This is a genomic window from Pseudomonas sp. LPB4.O, assembly GCF_038383825.1.
Taxonomy (GTDB): domain Bacteria; phylum Pseudomonadota; class Gammaproteobacteria; order Pseudomonadales; family Pseudomonadaceae; genus Aquipseudomonas; species Aquipseudomonas putida.
On the sequence record NZ_CP151298.1, the window covers coordinates 4907366 to 4922941 of the forward strand.

18 protein-coding genes are annotated in these 15576 nt (G+C 61.6%); 11 read left to right on the top strand and 7 right to left on the bottom strand.

The window, feature by feature from the left end; translation table 11 throughout:
* Positions 1 to 6: 6 nt before the first annotated feature.
* Entirely contained in the window at positions 7 to 234 is a 228-nt protein-coding gene (locus MRBLPB4O_RS22185; RefSeq protein WP_016498226.1) for a hypothetical protein, read from the bottom strand.
* Between the two features lie 94 nt (positions 235 to 328).
* Positions 329 to 895 (bottom strand): dCTP deaminase, encoded by a 567-nt coding sequence (dcd, locus tag MRBLPB4O_RS22190; RefSeq protein ID WP_003258001.1) that lies wholly within the window; start codon positions 893 to 895, stop codon positions 329 to 331.
* 328 nt (positions 896 to 1223) lie between these two features.
* Between dcd and MRBLPB4O_RS22195 the strand changes: the two genes are divergently transcribed.
* Positions 1224 to 1433 (top strand): cold-shock protein, encoded by a 210-nt coding sequence (locus MRBLPB4O_RS22195; protein ID WP_012273869.1) that lies wholly within the window; start codon positions 1224 to 1226, stop codon positions 1431 to 1433.
* A gap of 187 nt (positions 1434 to 1620) precedes the next feature.
* Here the strand turns inward: MRBLPB4O_RS22195 and apbC are convergent, their stop codons facing one another.
* Entirely contained in the window at positions 1621 to 2715 is a 1095-nt protein-coding gene (gene apbC / locus MRBLPB4O_RS22200; RefSeq protein WP_341796616.1) for an iron-sulfur cluster carrier protein ApbC, read from the bottom strand.
* Between the two features lie 158 nt (positions 2716 to 2873).
* Between apbC and metG the strand changes: the two genes are divergently transcribed.
* The 7 genes from metG to MRBLPB4O_RS22235 all read left to right on the top strand — a co-directional run bounded on the left by metG (position 2874) and on the right by MRBLPB4O_RS22235 (position 8561).
* Entirely contained in the window at positions 2874 to 4913 is a 2040-nt protein-coding gene (metG, locus tag MRBLPB4O_RS22205; RefSeq protein WP_016498224.1) for a methionine--tRNA ligase, read from the top strand.
* A gap of 88 nt (positions 4914 to 5001) precedes the next feature.
* Positions 5002 to 5550, top strand: a complete 549-nt coding sequence (locus MRBLPB4O_RS22210) for an Rnf-Nqr domain containing protein (protein WP_341796617.1) — start codon at positions 5002 to 5004, stop codon at positions 5548 to 5550.
* Positions 5547 to 6521 (top strand): RnfABCDGE type electron transport complex subunit D, encoded by a 975-nt coding sequence (locus MRBLPB4O_RS22215; protein ID WP_341796618.1) that lies wholly within the window; start codon positions 5547 to 5549, stop codon positions 6519 to 6521. The genes MRBLPB4O_RS22210 and MRBLPB4O_RS22215 overlap by 4 nt, the downstream gene beginning before the upstream one ends.
* A complete protein-coding gene (locus MRBLPB4O_RS22220; RefSeq protein ID WP_341796619.1) occupies positions 6518 to 7120 on the top strand; it encodes an RnfABCDGE type electron transport complex subunit G in 603 nt (200 codons plus the stop codon). The genes MRBLPB4O_RS22215 and MRBLPB4O_RS22220 overlap by 4 nt, the downstream gene beginning before the upstream one ends.
* Positions 7113 to 7637: an Rnf-Nqr domain containing protein gene (locus MRBLPB4O_RS22225; protein WP_059395472.1), complete on the top strand. Its 525-nt coding sequence runs from the start codon at positions 7113 to 7115 to the stop codon at positions 7635 to 7637. The genes MRBLPB4O_RS22220 and MRBLPB4O_RS22225 overlap by 8 nt, the downstream gene beginning before the upstream one ends.
* A 4-nt stretch (positions 7638 to 7641) precedes the next feature.
* A complete protein-coding gene (nth, locus tag MRBLPB4O_RS22230) occupies positions 7642 to 8280 on the top strand; it encodes an endonuclease III (protein WP_016498219.1) in 639 nt (212 codons plus the stop codon).
* Positions 8281 to 8384: 104 nt separating this feature from the next.
* Positions 8385 to 8561, top strand: coding sequence for a hypothetical protein (locus tag MRBLPB4O_RS22235; RefSeq protein ID WP_016498218.1), 177 nt, complete (start codon positions 8385 to 8387; stop codon positions 8559 to 8561).
* Positions 8562 to 8616: 55 nt separating this feature from the next.
* Here the strand turns inward: MRBLPB4O_RS22235 and MRBLPB4O_RS22240 are convergent, their stop codons facing one another.
* Positions 8617 to 9240 (bottom strand): response regulator transcription factor, encoded by a 624-nt coding sequence (locus MRBLPB4O_RS22240; RefSeq protein ID WP_016488774.1) that lies wholly within the window; start codon positions 9238 to 9240, stop codon positions 8617 to 8619.
* Positions 9241 to 9611: 371 nt separating this feature from the next.
* Between MRBLPB4O_RS22240 and MRBLPB4O_RS22245 the strand changes: the two genes are divergently transcribed.
* Positions 9612 to 10094, top strand: coding sequence for a hypothetical protein (locus tag MRBLPB4O_RS22245; protein WP_341796620.1), 483 nt, complete (start codon positions 9612 to 9614; stop codon positions 10092 to 10094).
* Positions 10095 to 10165: 71 nt separating this feature from the next.
* Here the strand turns inward: MRBLPB4O_RS22245 and MRBLPB4O_RS22250 are convergent, their stop codons facing one another.
* Together MRBLPB4O_RS22250 and MRBLPB4O_RS22255 are read right to left on the bottom strand one after the other, a co-directional pair.
* The gene (locus MRBLPB4O_RS22250; protein WP_341796621.1) at positions 10166 to 11383 is read right to left on the bottom strand and encodes an argininosuccinate synthase; all 1218 of its coding nucleotides are present in this window, start codon (positions 11381 to 11383) and stop codon (positions 10166 to 10168) included.
* Positions 11384 to 11799: 416 nt separating this feature from the next.
* Positions 11800 to 12759 (bottom strand): OmpA family protein, encoded by a 960-nt coding sequence (locus MRBLPB4O_RS22255; protein ID WP_341796622.1) that lies wholly within the window; start codon positions 12757 to 12759, stop codon positions 11800 to 11802.
* 130 nt (positions 12760 to 12889) lie between these two features.
* Here MRBLPB4O_RS22255 and pyrC point away from each other — a divergent pair, with 130 nt between their 5' ends.
* A complete protein-coding gene (gene pyrC, locus MRBLPB4O_RS22260) occupies positions 12890 to 13936 on the top strand; it encodes a dihydroorotase (protein ID WP_341796623.1) in 1047 nt (348 codons plus the stop codon).
* Positions 13933 to 14607 (top strand): ribonuclease T, encoded by a 675-nt coding sequence (rnt, locus tag MRBLPB4O_RS22265; protein ID WP_016498213.1) that lies wholly within the window; start codon positions 13933 to 13935, stop codon positions 14605 to 14607. The genes pyrC and rnt overlap by 4 nt, the downstream gene beginning before the upstream one ends.
* A gap of 178 nt (positions 14608 to 14785) precedes the next feature.
* On the opposite strand, the gene MRBLPB4O_RS22270 is transcribed toward rnt, so the two are convergent.
* Positions 14786 to 15388, bottom strand: coding sequence for a peroxiredoxin (locus MRBLPB4O_RS22270; protein ID WP_012273884.1), 603 nt, complete (start codon positions 15386 to 15388; stop codon positions 14786 to 14788).
* Positions 15389 to 15576 lie beyond the last annotated feature (188 nt).

A 15576-nucleotide genomic window follows, 5' to 3' on the forward strand; every position in this document is an offset into this window, starting at 1 on the left:
AAGTGCTCAGGCTACAGGCGCTGGCGGCGGCTCGTCCGGCAACGTTGGCTCACCCGGCTCCATGGGTTGCGTTTCACCCGGTTCCGGTGGCTGTGGCGTATCGGGATCAGGCTGATGGGGCACGCCCCCCGCCTGCATCGGCAGCGGGTGCGCCAGCAGTGACCAGGGCAACAACCCGATGTGGTTTGGCTGCAGGCCTGCCAGCTTGGCACTGATTGCGGGATGGAGTTTCATTGGCGGCTCCTGACGAAGGCCGATGCACATCATGCGCACCGGCATTACTGCGTTGGAGTGCCAAAGGCACGGGGAATTCCCCGCGTTTGTCGGGTCAGGTACGTGGCAGGGTAACGCCGCGCTGGCCCTGGTATTTGCCGCCACGGTCCTTGTAGGACACTTCGCACTCTTCGTCAGACTGCAGGAACAGCATCTGTGCCACGCCTTCGTTGGCGTAAATTTTTGCCGGTAGCGTGGTGGTGTTGGAGAACTCCAGCGTCACATGGCCTTCCCACTCTGGCTCAAGCGGGGTGACGTTGACAATGATGCCGCAACGGGCATAGGTGCTCTTGCCCAGGCAGATGGTCAGCACGTCACGCGGAATGCGGAAGTACTCGACGGTGCGGGCCAGGGCGAAGGAGTTCGGCGGGATGATGCACACGTCGCTCTTGATATCGACGAAGCTGCCGGCATCGAAGTTCTTGGGATCGACGGTGGCCGAGTTGATGTTGGTGAAAACCTTGAATTCGTCGGCGCAGCGCACGTCGTAGCCGTAGCTGGAGACACCGAAGGAAATGACCCGGCTGTCCTGTTCGCCGCGCACCTGGCGCTCGACGAATGGTTCGATCATGCCGTGTTCCTGCGCCATGCGGCGAATCCACTTGTCCGATTTGATGCTCATGGCGGGGGTGTCCTGAAGAGTTGCGTGGTAAAAATCGTGATCCGCATCTTACCGGTCCCGGCGCCCAGGTTAAAGTTCTATGCCGCATCCCGCGCCAAGCGGAGGCTGCAGCCACCGTCGATCCGAATTTGCCTAATGCATCCTCAGACCATTGGCAGGTTGCGGAAAGTGGGGTAAGGTGGCGCCACTGTGCTGCACGTGACACCGAGAATCTCTAGTTTGATGCACGATCCTGATCGGCCCATCGCTGAATTTTCTGCTCTCTTTGCGCTCAGTCCCGGGCAGGGTTTTTCCTGACCGTTCTTAAATTGTCCAAGGAGACAGAAAAATGTCCAACCGTCAAAACGGTACCGTTAAGTGGTTCAACGATGAAAAAGGCTACGGCTTCATCACCCCTCAGTCGGGCGACGACCTGTTCGTGCACTTCAAAGCCATCCAAGCTGACGGCTTCAAAACCCTGAAAGAAGGCCAGGCTGTTACTTTCGTCGCTACCCGCGGCCAGAAAGGCATGCAGGCTGAAGAAGTTCAGATCGCCTAAGTCGATCTCGCTTCCTGGCTTTCAAAAAAACCCGCCTTCTGGCGGGTTTTTTTATGCCTGTGTAGGAGCGGCCTTGTGTCGCGAAAGGGGGGGCGAAGCACCCCCCAAGATATGTGATCCAACCAAATACTGCTGGGGCCGCTTTGCGGCCCTCTCGCGACACAAGGCCGCTCCCACAGGAAATGCGTCAGTCTTCGCTGATGGTAATGCTCGGCATCGCCGGTGCCGCCGCTTCTTGCAAGACGATCCGTGCACCCACCTGGCGGGCCAGTTCCTGATAGACCATGGCAATCTGGCTTTCCGGCTCGGCAATCGCCGTGGGCTTGCCGCTGTCGGCCTGCTCGCGGATCAGCATCGACAACGGCAACGATGCCAGCAGGTCGACGCCATACTGGCTCGCCAGCTTCTCACCACCGCCTTCGCCGAACAGATGCTCGGCATGACCACAGTTTGAACAGATATGCACGGCCATGTTCTCGACCACGCCGAGCACCGGGATGTTGACCTTGCGGAACATCTCCACACCTTTCTTGGCATCCAGCAACGCCAGATCCTGCGGGGTGGTAACGATCACAGAGCCGGCCACCGGCACCTTCTGCGCCAGGGTCAGCTGGATATCGCCGGTACCCGGCGGCATGTCGATCACCAGGTAATCCAGGTCGTCCCATGCGGTTTGGGTCACCAGTTGCAGCAGCGCACCAGAGACCATCGGGCCTCGCCAGACCATCGGCGTATTGTCGTCGGTGAGGAACGCCATGGACATGACTTCCACACCATGGGCCTTGATCGGCACAAACCACTTCTGGTCACGGATCTGTGGGCGGGTGCCTTCAGCAATACCGAACATCACGCCCTGGCTTGGGCCGTAGATGTCGGCATCGAGAATACCCACGCGCGCGCCTTCGCGGGCCAGCGCCAAGGCCAGGTTGGCCGCGGTGGTCGACTTGCCTACCCCACCCTTGCCCGAGGCCACGGCAATGATGTTCTTGACGTTGGCCATGGCCGGTACCTGGGCCTGGGCCTTGTGCGCGGCCACCTGGCAATCGATCGACACCTGGGCGCTGCTGACGCCCTCGAGGTTGCCGATGGCGGTCTGCAGCACCTGGGCCCAGCCGCTCTTGAACAGCCCGGCGGCATACCCCAACTGCAATTGCACGCTGACCTGCGCGCCCTGGATATCAATGGCGCGCACGCAACCGGCGCTGACCGGGTCCTGGTTCAGGTAGGGGTCGGTGTACTGGCGAAGCACGCCTTCGACGGCGGCACGGGTGACGGCACTCATGGAGACTCCCATTGGCAAACTTGATGTAGAACAGGCGCCTATCCTAACCCGTCAATCGTCAGCAGATGCGCATGCGGGGTGAAATATCTTCGCCGGCCCTTTATAGTGGCCGATCACCCTCATTTTTACCCCGTAGCCAGATAAGTAGCCGAGCCACCATGTCCGAGCCACGTCAGATTCTCGTCACCAGCGCCCTGCCCTATGCCAATGGATCCATCCATCTTGGCCATATGCTCGAGTACATCCAGACAGACATGTGGGTCCGCTTCCAGAAAATGCGCGGCAACCAGTGCATCTATGTCTGCGCCGACGACGCCCACGGCTCGGCCATCATGCTGCGTGCCGAAAAAGAAGGCATCACGCCGGAACAGCTGATCGCCAACGTCCAGGCCGAGCACAGCGGCGACTTCGCAGACTTCCTGGTGGAGTTCGACAACTTCCACTCCACCCACAGCGAAGAAAACCGCGAACTGTCGAGCATGATCTACACGCGCCTGCGTGAAGCCGGGCACATCGCCACCCGTTCGGTGACCCAGTATTTCGACCCGGAAAAGGGCATGTTCCTGGCCGACCGCTTCATCAAGGGTACCTGCCCCAAGTGCGCGGCCGAAGACCAGTACGGCGACAACTGTGAAAAATGCGGCGCCACCTACGCACCTACCGAGCTGAAGAACCCAAAGTCGGCGATTTCCGGTGCCACCCCGGTACTGCGTGATTCGCAGCACTTCTTCTTCAAGCTGCCCGACTTCCAGGCCATGCTGCAGCAGTGGACCCGCAGCGGCACCCTGCAGGATGCGGTGGCCAACAAGCTGGCCGAATGGCTGGATTCCGGCCTGCAGGAGTGGGATATCTCCCGTGACGCGCCGTATTTCGGCTTCGAGATCCCGGGCGAACCGGGCAAGTACTTCTACGTGTGGCTGGACGCGCCAATCGGCTACATGGCCAGCTTCAAGAACCTGTGCGCACGCCGTCCCGAGCTGGACTTCGACGCCTTCTGGAAGGAAGACTCCAAGGCCGAGCTGTACCACTTCATCGGCAAGGACATCGTCAACTTCCACGCCCTGTTCTGGCCCGCCATGCTCGAAGGCGCCGGCTTCCGCAAGCCGACCGCGGTCAACGTGCACGGCTACCTGACCGTCAATGGCGCCAAGATGTCCAAGTCGCGCGGCACCTTCATCAAGGCCCGCACCTACCTTGACCACCTGCAGCCGGAATACCTGCGTTACTACTACGCAGCCAAGCTGGGCCGTGGTGTCGACGACCTGGACCTGAACCTGGAAGACTTCGTGCAGAAGGTCAACTCCGACCTGGTGGGCAAGGTAGTCAACATCGCCAGCCGCTGCGCCGGGTTCATCCACAAAGGCAATGAAGGCGTGATGGTGGCCGGCGATGCCGCACCGGAGCTGACCGAGGCCTTCCTGGCCGCTGCCCCGTCTATCGCCGAAGCCTACGAAGGCCGCGACTTCGGCCGCGCCATGCGCGAGATCATGGCGTTGGCCGACCGCGCCAACGCCTGGATCGCCGACAAGGCACCGTGGTCGCTGGCCAAGCAGGAAGGCAAGCAGGATGAAGTGCAGGCCATCTGCGCCCAGGGCATCAACCTGTTCCGTCAGCTGGTGATCTTCCTCAAGCCCGTGCTGCCCGTGCTGGCCGCCGACGCCGAGGCCTTCCTCAACGTTGCCCCGCTGGCCTGGAACGACCACCTGTCGCGCCTGGAAAACCACCAGCTGAACCCGTTCAAGGCACTGATGAGCCGCATCGAACCGGCCAAGGTCGAAGCCATGGTCGCAGCCAGCAAGGAAGACCTGCTGGCCGCCGAAGCCAAGGCCCCGGCCGGCAATGGCGAGCTGACCAAGGACCCGCTTTCGGCAGAAATCGAGTTCGACACATTCGCTGCCGTTGACCTGCGCGTGGCACTGATCGTCAAGGCCGAAGCCGTAGCCGGCGCCGACAAGCTGCTGCAACTGACCCTGGATATCGGTGACGAGCGCCGCAACGTGTTCTCCGGCATCAAGTCGGCTTACCCCGACCCGTCCAAGCTGGAAGGCCGCCTGACCATGATGGTTGCCAACCTCAAGCCACGGAAGATGCGCTTTGGCGTGTCCGAGGGCATGGTCATGGCCGCCGGCCCTGGCGGTGAAGAAATCTACCTGCTGAGCCCGGACAGCGGCGCCAAGCCAGGCCAGCGCATCAAGTAACGCCCCTGCCCCGGCCCTCGTGCCGGGGCAGTTCCTTCTGCGCCTTGCTTGCCGGACAACCACCCTGATTCCCGGCTATCGTCATCTCATGAGCGACTACATCCTGGTCCTGATCAGCGCGGCGCTGGTCAATCACCTGTGCCTGCTAAAACCGTCAGCCCCCAGGCTGCACTTGCATGTGCACGGCCTGGCCTGCGCGCTGTGCATTGCGCTGGGCGTGATCGGTGCCCAGTTGCTGGTGCGAGGGGTGCTTGCCCCGTTGCACATCCAAGACCTTGCCCTGTTCGTGCTATTGCCCTGGCTGGCATTGCTGGCATGGGGTGTGCCGTGGCTGCTGGCCAAATGGCGCCCGACCTGGCCCGTGACGGGGTTGCCAGGCCTACTCTTGAGCAATGCCGTAGCGCTTGGGCTGGCGCTACAGCAGGCCAGCGACGACAGCACGTGGCCCGCCATTCTGCTGCAAGCCTTGCTGGCCGGTGGTGGCTTCTGGCTGGCGCTGGTCTTGTTCACTGACCTGCGCCAGCGCAGTGCCCATGCCGATATCCCCGGCGTGCTGCGCGGCCTGCCTATCGAATTGATCGGTGCCGGGGTAATGGCCATGGCATTTTCCGGCTTCAATGGGTTGTTTGCACAATGAACACCAGCCCCGACCCGCGACTACGCACCAGCATGGGCCTGGTCTTGCTGGCCTGCATACCTGGCCTGCTGACACTGCTGTGGCTGCACGGCTGGGGTTTGCTGGTAAACCTGTTGCTCTGCGCCAGTGCCGCCATACTGTGCGAAACCCTGCTGCTTGCAATGCGCGGGCAACCGCCGAAGCCGGCGCTGAGCGATGGCAGCGCACTGGTGACAGCCATCTTGCTGGCGTGCGCCCTGCCCACCCTCACCCCTTGGTGGTTACCTGTGGTTGCCACCAGCGTTGCCATCGGCATCGGCAAGCAAGCGTTTGGCGGTGTCGGGCGCAACCTGTTCAACCCGGCCATGGTAGGTTATGCCTTCGTATTGCTGAGCTTCCCGTTGCAGATGAACCATTGGCCAGGGCCTGCACCTGGCCTGCTGGAAAGCCTGCAGCAGGTGTTTACAGGTGGTCAGCACATTGATGGCTGGGCTCGGCCTACGCTGCTCGACGGCCTGCGCCACAATCGCAGCCTGACCATTGACGAGCTGTTCGCCAGTCATCCGGGCTTCGGTAGTATTGGCGGCAGGGGCAGTGAATGGGCCAACCTGGCGTTCCTGCTTGGCGGCCTGTTCCTGCTGCAGCGCAAGGTGATCAGCTGGCACGCGCCTGCGGGCTTGCTGGCAGGGCTATTCGTGTTCAGCCTGTTGGGCTGGAACGGTTCGGGGTCGGACTCCAACGGCTCACCCTTGCTGCACCTGTTCTCTGGGTCAACCATGCTGGCGGCGTTCTTCATTGCCACCGAGCCCGTCTCCGGCCCCAAGAATGAATGGGCCAGGTTGTGCTTCGGCCTGGGAGCCGGGCTGCTGATCTACCTGATTCGCACCTGGGGCAACTACCCGGATGGCACGGCATTCGCCATCTTGCTGATGAACCTCATGGCACCGAGCCTTGAGCGCCTGGCCCTGCAACGCCAGCAGGCCCCCCGATGAACCGCCTTGCGCGTGACGCAGGCCTGCTGCTGCTGACCGGGGCACTGGCTGTGTCTGCCACGCTGACCTGGCGACATTGGACCAGTACCGCCATCGTCAGCGCCGAGAAGCAACTGCAAAGCCGCCAGCGGCTGGCGGTGCTGCCTGAAGGCAGTTACGACAACCAGCCACTGGACAGCCCCCTGCCAAGGCCCGCCGCCCAGCGGCCAAACAGCCGGATCCTGGCAACTTACCGGGCCACCCGAGCCGGCGAGCCCACCGCAATCATCCTGATCACCCAGGCCCAAGGTTATGTCGGGCCGATCGTGCTGAGCATCGCCATCGCCGCCGACGGCCGGCTGATCGGTAGCCAAGTGGTCGAGCAACAGGAAAGCCCGGGGTTGGGCGCACGCCTGGGAGACCCACAGGTGCACTGGCTGGAGCAGTTTGACAACCGTCAGTTGGGCGACCACTGGGCGCTGAAGCGGGACCAGGGCGACTTTGACCAACTGGCCGGCGCAACCGTGACCTCACGGGCCGTGATCACGGCACTACAGGAGGCCCTGAGCTACTTCGATGAGCAGCGCAGCACGCTGCTGGAGGTCACCCCGCATGAATAGCGTCTACTGGCTGGCAGCAAGCCTTGTGCCCATGCTCGGTGCCACCGTAACGCTGCGCGAGGGCGCCGCCATCGGCGTGTGCGCGATCGTGATGGTTAGCCTGCACCAGGTGTTGCTGGCACCCTTGCGCCAGCGGCTGGCCAACTGGGCGTACGTGCTGGCGAGCCTGTTGCTGTTGGCCGCCCTGGCAAGCTGCCTGCAACTGGCCTTGCGTGCGTGGCTGCTGCCACTGGCCATAGCCCTGGGCCACTATCCAGCGCTGCTTTGCCTGCCATGCCTGGCTTACGACCACCTGTTGCCTGATCAGGGCCGCTGGCGCCTGCTCGTCAGGCACCTTGGCGCTGTGCTTGGCATCTGCCTGCTGCTCGGCGCCAGCCGCCAAGGGTTGGCTGAGCTGACCGGCCTGCACCTGGCCAGCCTGGCCCCCGGCGCGCTGCTACTGCTCGGACTGCTGCTGGCCTTGTACAATCGCCTGCGTCCGGGCCCTGCCCACCCACGTCGTCAAGGAAAGCTCTGATTTCATGAATGCCGCCAAACGCCTGGAGATCTTTCGCAGGCTGCACGAAGACAACCCCGACCCCAAGACAGAACTGGCCTACACCACCCCGTTCGAACTGCTGGTCGCCGTGACGTTGTCTGCGCAATCCACTGACGTCGGCGTCAACAAGGCCACCGCCCGCCTGTTCCCCGTCGCCAACACCCCCGAGGCCATCCATGCCCTGGGCGTTGAAGGCCTGAGCGAATACATCAAGACCATCGGCCTTTACAACAGCAAGGCCAAAAACGTCATCGAAGCCTGCCGGATGCTGATAGAGCAGCACGGCAGCGAGGTGCCGCAAACCCGCGAAGCGTTGGAGGCACTGCCCGGCGTGGGCCGCAAGACCGCCAACGTGGTGCTTAACACTGCCTTTCGCCAGCCGACCATGGCGGTGGATACCCATATATTCCGGGTCAGCAACCGCACGGGCATCGCGCCAGGCAAGACGGTGCTGGAGGTGGAGAAGAAACTGGTCAAGTTCGTGCCAAAGGATTACCTGCTCGACGCCCATCACTGGTTGATCCTGCATGGGCGCTATGTGTGCCAGGCCCGCAAGCCAAGGTGTGGCAGTTGCCGGATCGAAGACTTGTGCGAATACAAGCACAAGACCAGTGACGATTGAGCCGATAGCTCAAAACCACTCGCGGCGATTGAAAAAATCTTTTTTACCAGCGTCTGCTTTCTGGTTATAAGGACGGCCAATGGCCCCTTGGCTTGGAGCGACTCATGAGCACCGATAAAGACGACCTGTCGATCGAAGATGATTTTGTTGCCACAGAGGATGAAGCGGAACCCCAGGTGGAAAGCGCAAAGACCAACCTGAGCAAACGCCGCACCATCGACAACATGCTGGAAGAACGGCGCCTGCAAAAGCAACTGGCCGATTTCGACTACGACCTGTAGCGCTGCTCGGGAGCCCTGGCAAAGCCTCCTGACGGGAGGCTTTGCGGCCTGGCAGTCAGTTAAGACCTTGCCGCTGCGCCAGTTCGATGAGGTCAACCAGCGACCGCGCATTGAGCTTGAGCAACAGCCGGGATTTGTAGGTACTGACCGTTTTGTTGCTGAGGAACATGCTGTCGGCAATTTCCTTGTTCGAGCGCCCCCGCGCCAACTGCTGCAACACGGTCATCTCGCGCGCTGAAAGACGGTTGACCATATCCGTCTCGCTCCCCCCTCCCCTGCCACGCGACGCATGCAAGGCCTGGTTGGGGAAGTAGCTATACCCTGACAACACGGCCTTGATGGCGCTGAGCAATTCGGTGAGTTCCTGCTGCTTGCACACGTAACCCGATGCCCCCGCCTGCATGCAGCGCATCGAGAAGTTGCCGGGGGCCTGCGACGTCAGTACCAGGACTTTGCTCCCCGGGCTGAACGTTGCCATGCGCGCGATCACCTCCAGGCCATCAAGCCTGGGGATGCCAATATCCAGTACCACGATATCCGGCAGGTGTTGCCGTGTGAGTTGCAGTGCAGCCACCCCGTTGTCGGTTTCCGCCACCACGTCATACCCATGCCGCTCCATCAGCATGCGCACGGCCAGGCGTATGACCGGATGATCATCCACGATAAGCACTTTATTCATGCGATATCCATTGATTCATTGTTTTTGCTTTGGCACGCCACGATAACCGACAGGGCGTCCGATGGCGCGGCGAATTCCCAGCGAAACTGATGAGCAGATGAAACTTACAGAACTTACGGAAATTTCCTACAAATAATTACTGCAGTTGTAATAACTAAATTCTTTATCACCAAACTGACGGTATCACCCGCCCGCAATTTCGCACCAGTTGAAAACCTGACGCCCACTTGAAGAAATATCCAACTCAAACACGCTGAAAAATCAAGGCAACCAGGCTATTCGGCGATTAGTTCTCACCCGGAAACCAGTCCAGTCTTTAGTTGAGTTCAACGGTCAGGTATAGATGGGCAAAACCGCTGGAGACGGCCCAAATGACCCAAGCACAACCTGTCGCCCCGCTGACGATCATTGCCATCTTCGCGGGGATCATCGAAGCCTCCGCGCTCGCGACACTGCCGTTTCTCAGCGAGTCCAGCCAAAAACTCTACACCTGGTTTCTGGTGGGCTTCCCGTTTTTTCTCACAGCACTGTTCTTCCTGACGCTCAATTTCAACTACAAGTCGTTCTACAGCCCATCGCCCGGCAGAACGACGGATGACAACATGCCGATCCCCAACAACGTGGCCACTCCTGCCATGACCAACAGTCCCCACGAAGCGACCAAGGGCGAGCCAGTCACGTTCATGTTTTCCGGCCCCGACGCCAACCGCATGATGGAACAGCAACTCCTGTCTGCACTAGCCCACCCCCCCGTACCAGCGCGTACCTGGCGCTTTTGCAATCTGGACAGGCGGCAATGTGCGCAGCTGTCGATCAGCGCACTCGAGGGCAACGTCGTGAACGACGAGCGCTAAAAGCCCGGACGTTTCTGCAGCCAGAAAAAAACCCCGGCCTGAGCCGGGGTTTCTACGACACGTGCCAGCAATCAGAGCAGCGAACGGCCCTTGTTGGCAGCAATGCGCATGCGCAGTGCGTTCAGCTTGATGAAGCCGGCCGCGTCTGCCTGGTTGTAGGCGCCGCCATCTTCCTCGAAGGTCGCGATGTTGGCATCGAACAGCGAGTCGTCCGACTGGCGGCCGACCACGATCACGTTGCCTTTGTACAGCTTCAGGCGTACCACGCCATTCACGTTGACCTGCGAAGCGTCGATCATCTGTTGCAGCATCAGACGCTCCGGGCTCCACCAGTAGCCGGTGTAGATCAGGCTGGCGTACTTCGGCATCAGCTCATCTTTCAGGTGAGCGACTTCGCGGTCCAGGGTGATCGACTCGATGGCACGGTGGGCCTTGAGCATGATGGTGCCGCCTGGGGTCTCGTAGCAGCCACGCGACTTCATGCCGACGTAACGGTTCTCGACGATGTCCAGGCGGCCGATGCCGTTGGCACCGCCGATACGGTTCAGGTCGGCCAGGACGGTGGCCGGAGTCTTCTCGACGCCATCAATCGCAACGATGTCACCGTTACGGTAGGTGAGCTCGATGTAGGTCGCCTGGTCCGGGGCGTTCTCAGGCGAGACGCTCCAGCGCCACATGTCTTCTTCGTGCTCGGTCCAGGTATCTTCCAGGACACCGCCTTCGTAGGAGATGTGCAGCAGGTTGGCGTCCATCGAGTACGGCGACTTCTTCTTGCCGTGGCGCTCGATCGGGATGCCGTGCTTTTCGGCGTAGTCCATCAGTTTTTCGCGGGACAGCAGGTCCCACTCACGCCACGGGGCGATGACCTTGACGCCTGGTTTCAGGGCGTAGGCACCCAGCTCGAAACGCACCTGGTCGTTGCCTTTGCCGGTGGCGCCATGGGAAATGGCGTCAGCGCCGGTTTCGTTGGCGATTTCGATCAGACGCTTGGCGATCAGCGGGCGGGCGATGGAAGTACCCAGCAGGTACTCGCCTTCGTATACGGTGTTGGCGCGGAACATCGGGAACACGAAATCACGCACGAATTCTTCGCGCAGGTCGTCGATGTAGATCTCTTTAACACCCATTGCCTGGGCCTTGGCACGGGCCGGCTCGACCTCTTCGCCCTGACCCAGGTCAGCGGTGAAGGTCACCACTTCGCAGTTGTAGGTATCCTGCAGCCACTTGAGAATCACCGAAGTATCAAGGCCGCCGGAATACGCCAGTACGACCTTTTTTACGTCCGCCATGCCATCACTCCACGGGGTTGTACGGAAAGGGATCGATTCTAACGACCTTGCGGATAAATTTACAGTGGGGCGACAGCTTCTGACGACAAAGCGACAGGAACTGTCGGAAGGGCGACGGGTGTATGCATGACCATCTCTAGCGCCTGTGAGATCGAGCGCCGCCCGCGCGGCGCTTCGCAGCACAAGGCTGCTCCTACAGTTGTTTCCGGCCAGTCACGCCTGTGCCTGAGCACGCGAACGCCTTGTTCGCCTGGCACGATATCGACGTGGACGCCAAGGCGCAGCGCTGCAACTTCAGGAATAACTGGCCCGAAACAGATGTAGGAGCAGCCTCGTGCTGCGAAGCGCCGCGCGGGCGGCGCTCGATCTCACAGGCGCTGGAAATGTCGTGGCAAACACCTGGAGCCACACCGATCTCAGGGCGCCTTCGCCCCCGGCGCGGCAGCAGCCGGGTTGGCTGGGGCTGGGGCCGGGGCGGCAGGCGCCGCTGGCTCAGCCGGTTTTTCCACAGGTTTCTCAACCACCGAAACCCGATCCAGCTCGATATTCACCCGGCGATTGCGCGCCCGGTTGGCAGCGCTGTTGTTCTTCACCAACGGGTACTGCTCGCCATGGAAGCGCACCGTGATCTGGTCTTCAGCCAAGCCATGGGCCTTGAAGTAGTCAGCCACCGCCAGCGCGCGACGGCGCGACAGGTCACGATTGGTCAGGCGGTTGCCACTGTTGTCGGAGTGGCCGTTCAGCTCGATGTGGTTTACCGTCGGGTCGGCTTTCATGTAATCCAAGATCACATCCAGCCGTGCACGCGCCGACGCGTCCAGATCGGTGCCGCCACCCGGGAAGCCCACTTGGGTCTGGCGCACCTGATCGTAATTCATTGGCAGCAGCTTGCTGGCACAAACCTGGTAGTCGCTGTAGGCCTTGGCAAAGCTGACCGGCAGCACGCGCACTTCCATCGGCCTATCGGCCTCACCGGTGTAGTTGCGCACCACTGTGCTGCGCCCGTCGAGCAAGCCGTTGATCAGGCGGCTGGCCTGGCCTTGGGAGGAACTGAACAGCACTCCGGTGCGGGCCATGCGCACACTGCCCAGGTTGATATCACCCCGCCCAGGCTGCCACGGCGCCGCCGCCGCCAGCAGGCTGGCCGTACCTGCACCCAGTACGTTGCTGTCCGAACGCAGCTGGAACACAGGTTGTTCACCTGCCCGACGCACGAACTCGCCGCTGCCAAAACCTTCTATTGGCTGGATAAGACGGCACTCGAACTGGTCACCCTCGACCTTCCAGGCAATGTTCTCCATGCGCGTCTGGAAAGTCAGTGCGCCGGCCGGCAGGCTGGCGAACAGGGTCAACAGGGTTAGGTAACGCTGGCGCACGGGCGGCTCCACTAATTCTGACGGCTTACCTGCAGGCTATCGGACGCCTGCCGGAAAACTTGATAGCCGTGCTCGCCCCAGGGTTTTCCGGTAGCATTGGGGCTTGAGTTCGACCCGCCTGGAATCCCCAATGTCCGATCGCCTGACCCTCCTGCGCCCCGACGACTGGCACATCCATCTGCGCGATGGTGCCGTCCTGCCCCACACCGTTGGCGACGTGGCGCGCACTTTTGCCCGTGCCATCATCATGCCTAACCTGGTTCCTCCGGTGCGTAATGCCGACGAGGCCGGCGCCTATCGTGAGCGCATCCTGGCCGCCCGCCCTGCCGGCAGCCGCTTCGAGCCGCTGATGGTGCTGTACCTCACCGACCGCACCAGCGCCGACGACATCCGCGAGGCCAAGGCCAGCGGCATCGTGTACGCCGCCAAACTGTACCCGGCCGGCGCTACCACCAACTCCGATTCGGGCGTGACCAGCATCGACAACATCTTCCCGGCCATCGAGGCGCTGGCGGAAGTTGGCATGCCGCTGCTGGTGCATGGCGAAGTGACCCGTAGCGAGATCGACGTCTTCGACCGCGAGAAGCGCTTCATCGACGAGCACATGCGTCGTCTGGTCGAGCGCTTCCCGACGCTGAAAGTGGTGTTCGAACACATCACCACCGGCGATGCCGCGCAGTTCGTTACCGAGGCTTCGGCCAACGTCGGCGCGACCATCACCGCGCAGCACCTGCTGTACAACCGCAACCACATGCTGGTTGGCGGCATTCGCCCGCACTTCTACTGCCTGCCGATCCTCAAGCGCAACACCCACCAGGTGGCGCTGCTGGACGCGGCCACCAGCGGTAACCCGAAGTTCTTCCTGGGCACCGACTCGGCACCGCACGCTCGTCACGCCAAGGAAGCCGCCTGCGGGTGCGCCGGTTGCTACACCGCCTACGCGGCCATCGAAATGTACGCCGAAGCGTTCGAGCAGCGTAACGCGCTGGACAAGCTGGAAGGCTTTGCCAGCCTGCACGGCCCGGCCTTCTACGGCCTGCCGGCGAACACCGACACCATTACCCTGGTGCGTGAAGAATGGACCGCCCCGGACAGCCTGCCATTTGGCGAGCAGACCGTAATCCCGCTGCGCGCCGGTGAAAAACTGCGCTGGCGCCTGCTGGAGGAAAACGCGTGAGCGAAGAACTCTACGAAGACGACATGGACACCCAAGGCAGCAGCGGTTCGCGCCACCCGATGGCCGAGCGCTTCCGCGGCTACCTGCCGGTAGTGGTGGATGTGGAGACAGGTGGTTTCAACAGCGCCACCGATGCCCTGCTGGAAATTGCCGCCGTCACTATCGGCATGGACGAGAAAGGCTTCCTGTTCCCCGAGCACACTTACTTCCACCGGGTAGAGCCGTTCGAGGGCGCCAACATCGAAGCCGCCGCGCTGGAGTTTACCGGCATCAAGCTGGACCACCCGCTGCGCATGGCCGTCAGCGAGGAAAGCGCGCTGACCGACATCTTCCGCGGCGTACGCAAGGCACTCAAGGCCAATGGCTGCAAGCGGGCGATCCTGGTCGGCCACAACAGCAGCTTCGACCTGGGCTTCCTCAATGCGGCGGTGGCGCGCAACGACCTGAAGCGCAACCCGTTCCACCCGTTTTCGAGCTTCGACACCGCTACCCTCGCGGGCCTGGCGTATGGCCAGACCGTGCTGGCGCGTGCCTGCCAGAGCGCGGACATCGACTTCGACGGGCGTGAGGCGCACTCGGCGCGGTACGACACCGAGAAGACGGCCGAGCTGTTCTGCGGCATCGTCAACCGCTGGAAAGAGATGGGCGGCTGGCGCGACTTCAACGATTGAGTTGAGTCCGGGGGCCGCGTTGCGGCCCTTTCGCGGCACAAGGCCGCTCCTCCAGGGTATGCGTACTCCCGCAGGAGCGGCCTTGTGCCGCGAAAGAGCCAGGACAGGCACTGAAAGCCCTGTAGTCCAGGCACAAAAAAACCGGCCACGAAGGCCGGTTTTTTTATGCGAGCGGCAATTACAGCTTGCCAGCGTTCTCGCTCAGGTAGGCTGCGACGCCTTCTGGCGAAGCGTTCATGCCTTTGTCGCCTTTTTTCCAGTTGGCAGGGCAGACTTCGCCGTGCTCTTCGTGGAACTGCAGGGCGTCAACCAGGCGCAGCAGCTCGTCCATGTTACGGCCCAGTGGCAGGTCGTTGATGATCTGCGAGCGGACAACACCGTTGGTGTCGATCAGGAAGGCGCCACGGAAGGCCACGCCGCCTTCGGACTCTACGTCGTAGGCTTTGCAGATTTCGTGGGTCATGTCGGCAGCCAGGGTGTACTTCACCTGACCGATGCCGCCGTTGTTGACCGGGGTGTTACGCCAGGCGTTGTGGGTGAAGTGCGAGTCGATCGACACGCCGATCACTTCGACGTTGCGCGCCTGGAAGTCCGGGATGCGGTTGTCCAGGGCGATCAGCTCGGACGGGCAGACGAAGGTGAAGTCCAGCGGGTAGAAGAACACCAGGCCGTACTTGCCCTTGATGGCCGAAGCCAGGTTGAAGCTGTCGACGATCTCGCCATTGCCCAGCACGGCTGGAACGGTGAAATCGGGGGCTTTCTTACCAACGAGTACGCTCATTGTAATCTCCTGATGAGGGTGAAAAACCGTTTGCCGGGCCAGACGGGCTTGCCCGACATCCAACAAAGGCCGACCATCATACACGGCTTCTGATGACAGGCCGAATCCATCAGGCAGGCAACCACCGGTCGCTCAAGCACAGCCTTTTCAGAAAGCACTTTGACAAGCATTCTCATTAACATTAAGCT

Bases quoted from the DNA above. Each gene is read 5' to 3' on its own strand.
- MRBLPB4O_RS22185 (WP_016498226.1), bottom strand. From the start codon at position 234: ATGAAACTCCATCCCGCAATCAGTGCCAAGCTGGCAGGCCTGCAGCCA.
- dcd (WP_003258001.1), bottom strand. From the start codon at position 895: ATGAGCATCAAATCGGACAAGTGGATTCGCCGCATGGCGCAGGAACAC.
- MRBLPB4O_RS22195 (WP_012273869.1), top strand. From the start codon at position 1,224: ATGTCCAACCGTCAAAACGGTACCGTTAAGTGGTTCAACGATGAAAAA.
- apbC (WP_341796616.1), bottom strand. From the start codon at position 2,715: ATGAGTGCCGTCACCCGTGCCGCCGTCGAAGGCGTGCTTCGCCAGTAC.
- metG (WP_016498224.1), top strand. From the start codon at position 2,874: ATGTCCGAGCCACGTCAGATTCTCGTCACCAGCGCCCTGCCCTATGCC.
- MRBLPB4O_RS22210 (WP_341796617.1), top strand. From the start codon at position 5,002: ATGAGCGACTACATCCTGGTCCTGATCAGCGCGGCGCTGGTCAATCAC.
- MRBLPB4O_RS22215 (WP_341796618.1), top strand. From the start codon at position 5,547: ATGAACACCAGCCCCGACCCGCGACTACGCACCAGCATGGGCCTGGTC.
- MRBLPB4O_RS22220 (WP_341796619.1), top strand. From the start codon at position 6,518: ATGAACCGCCTTGCGCGTGACGCAGGCCTGCTGCTGCTGACCGGGGCA.
- MRBLPB4O_RS22225 (WP_059395472.1), top strand. From the start codon at position 7,113: ATGAATAGCGTCTACTGGCTGGCAGCAAGCCTTGTGCCCATGCTCGGT.
- nth (WP_016498219.1), top strand. From the start codon at position 7,642: ATGAATGCCGCCAAACGCCTGGAGATCTTTCGCAGGCTGCACGAAGAC.
- MRBLPB4O_RS22235 (WP_016498218.1), top strand. From the start codon at position 8,385: ATGAGCACCGATAAAGACGACCTGTCGATCGAAGATGATTTTGTTGCC.
- MRBLPB4O_RS22240 (WP_016488774.1), bottom strand. From the start codon at position 9,240: ATGAATAAAGTGCTTATCGTGGATGATCATCCGGTCATACGCCTGGCC.
- MRBLPB4O_RS22245 (WP_341796620.1), top strand. From the start codon at position 9,612: ATGACCCAAGCACAACCTGTCGCCCCGCTGACGATCATTGCCATCTTC.
- MRBLPB4O_RS22250 (WP_341796621.1), bottom strand. From the start codon at position 11,383: ATGGCGGACGTAAAAAAGGTCGTACTGGCGTATTCCGGCGGCCTTGAT.
- pyrC (WP_341796623.1), top strand. From the start codon at position 12,890: ATGTCCGATCGCCTGACCCTCCTGCGCCCCGACGACTGGCACATCCAT.
- MRBLPB4O_RS22270 (WP_012273884.1), bottom strand. From the start codon at position 15,388: ATGAGCGTACTCGTTGGTAAGAAAGCCCCCGATTTCACCGTTCCAGCC.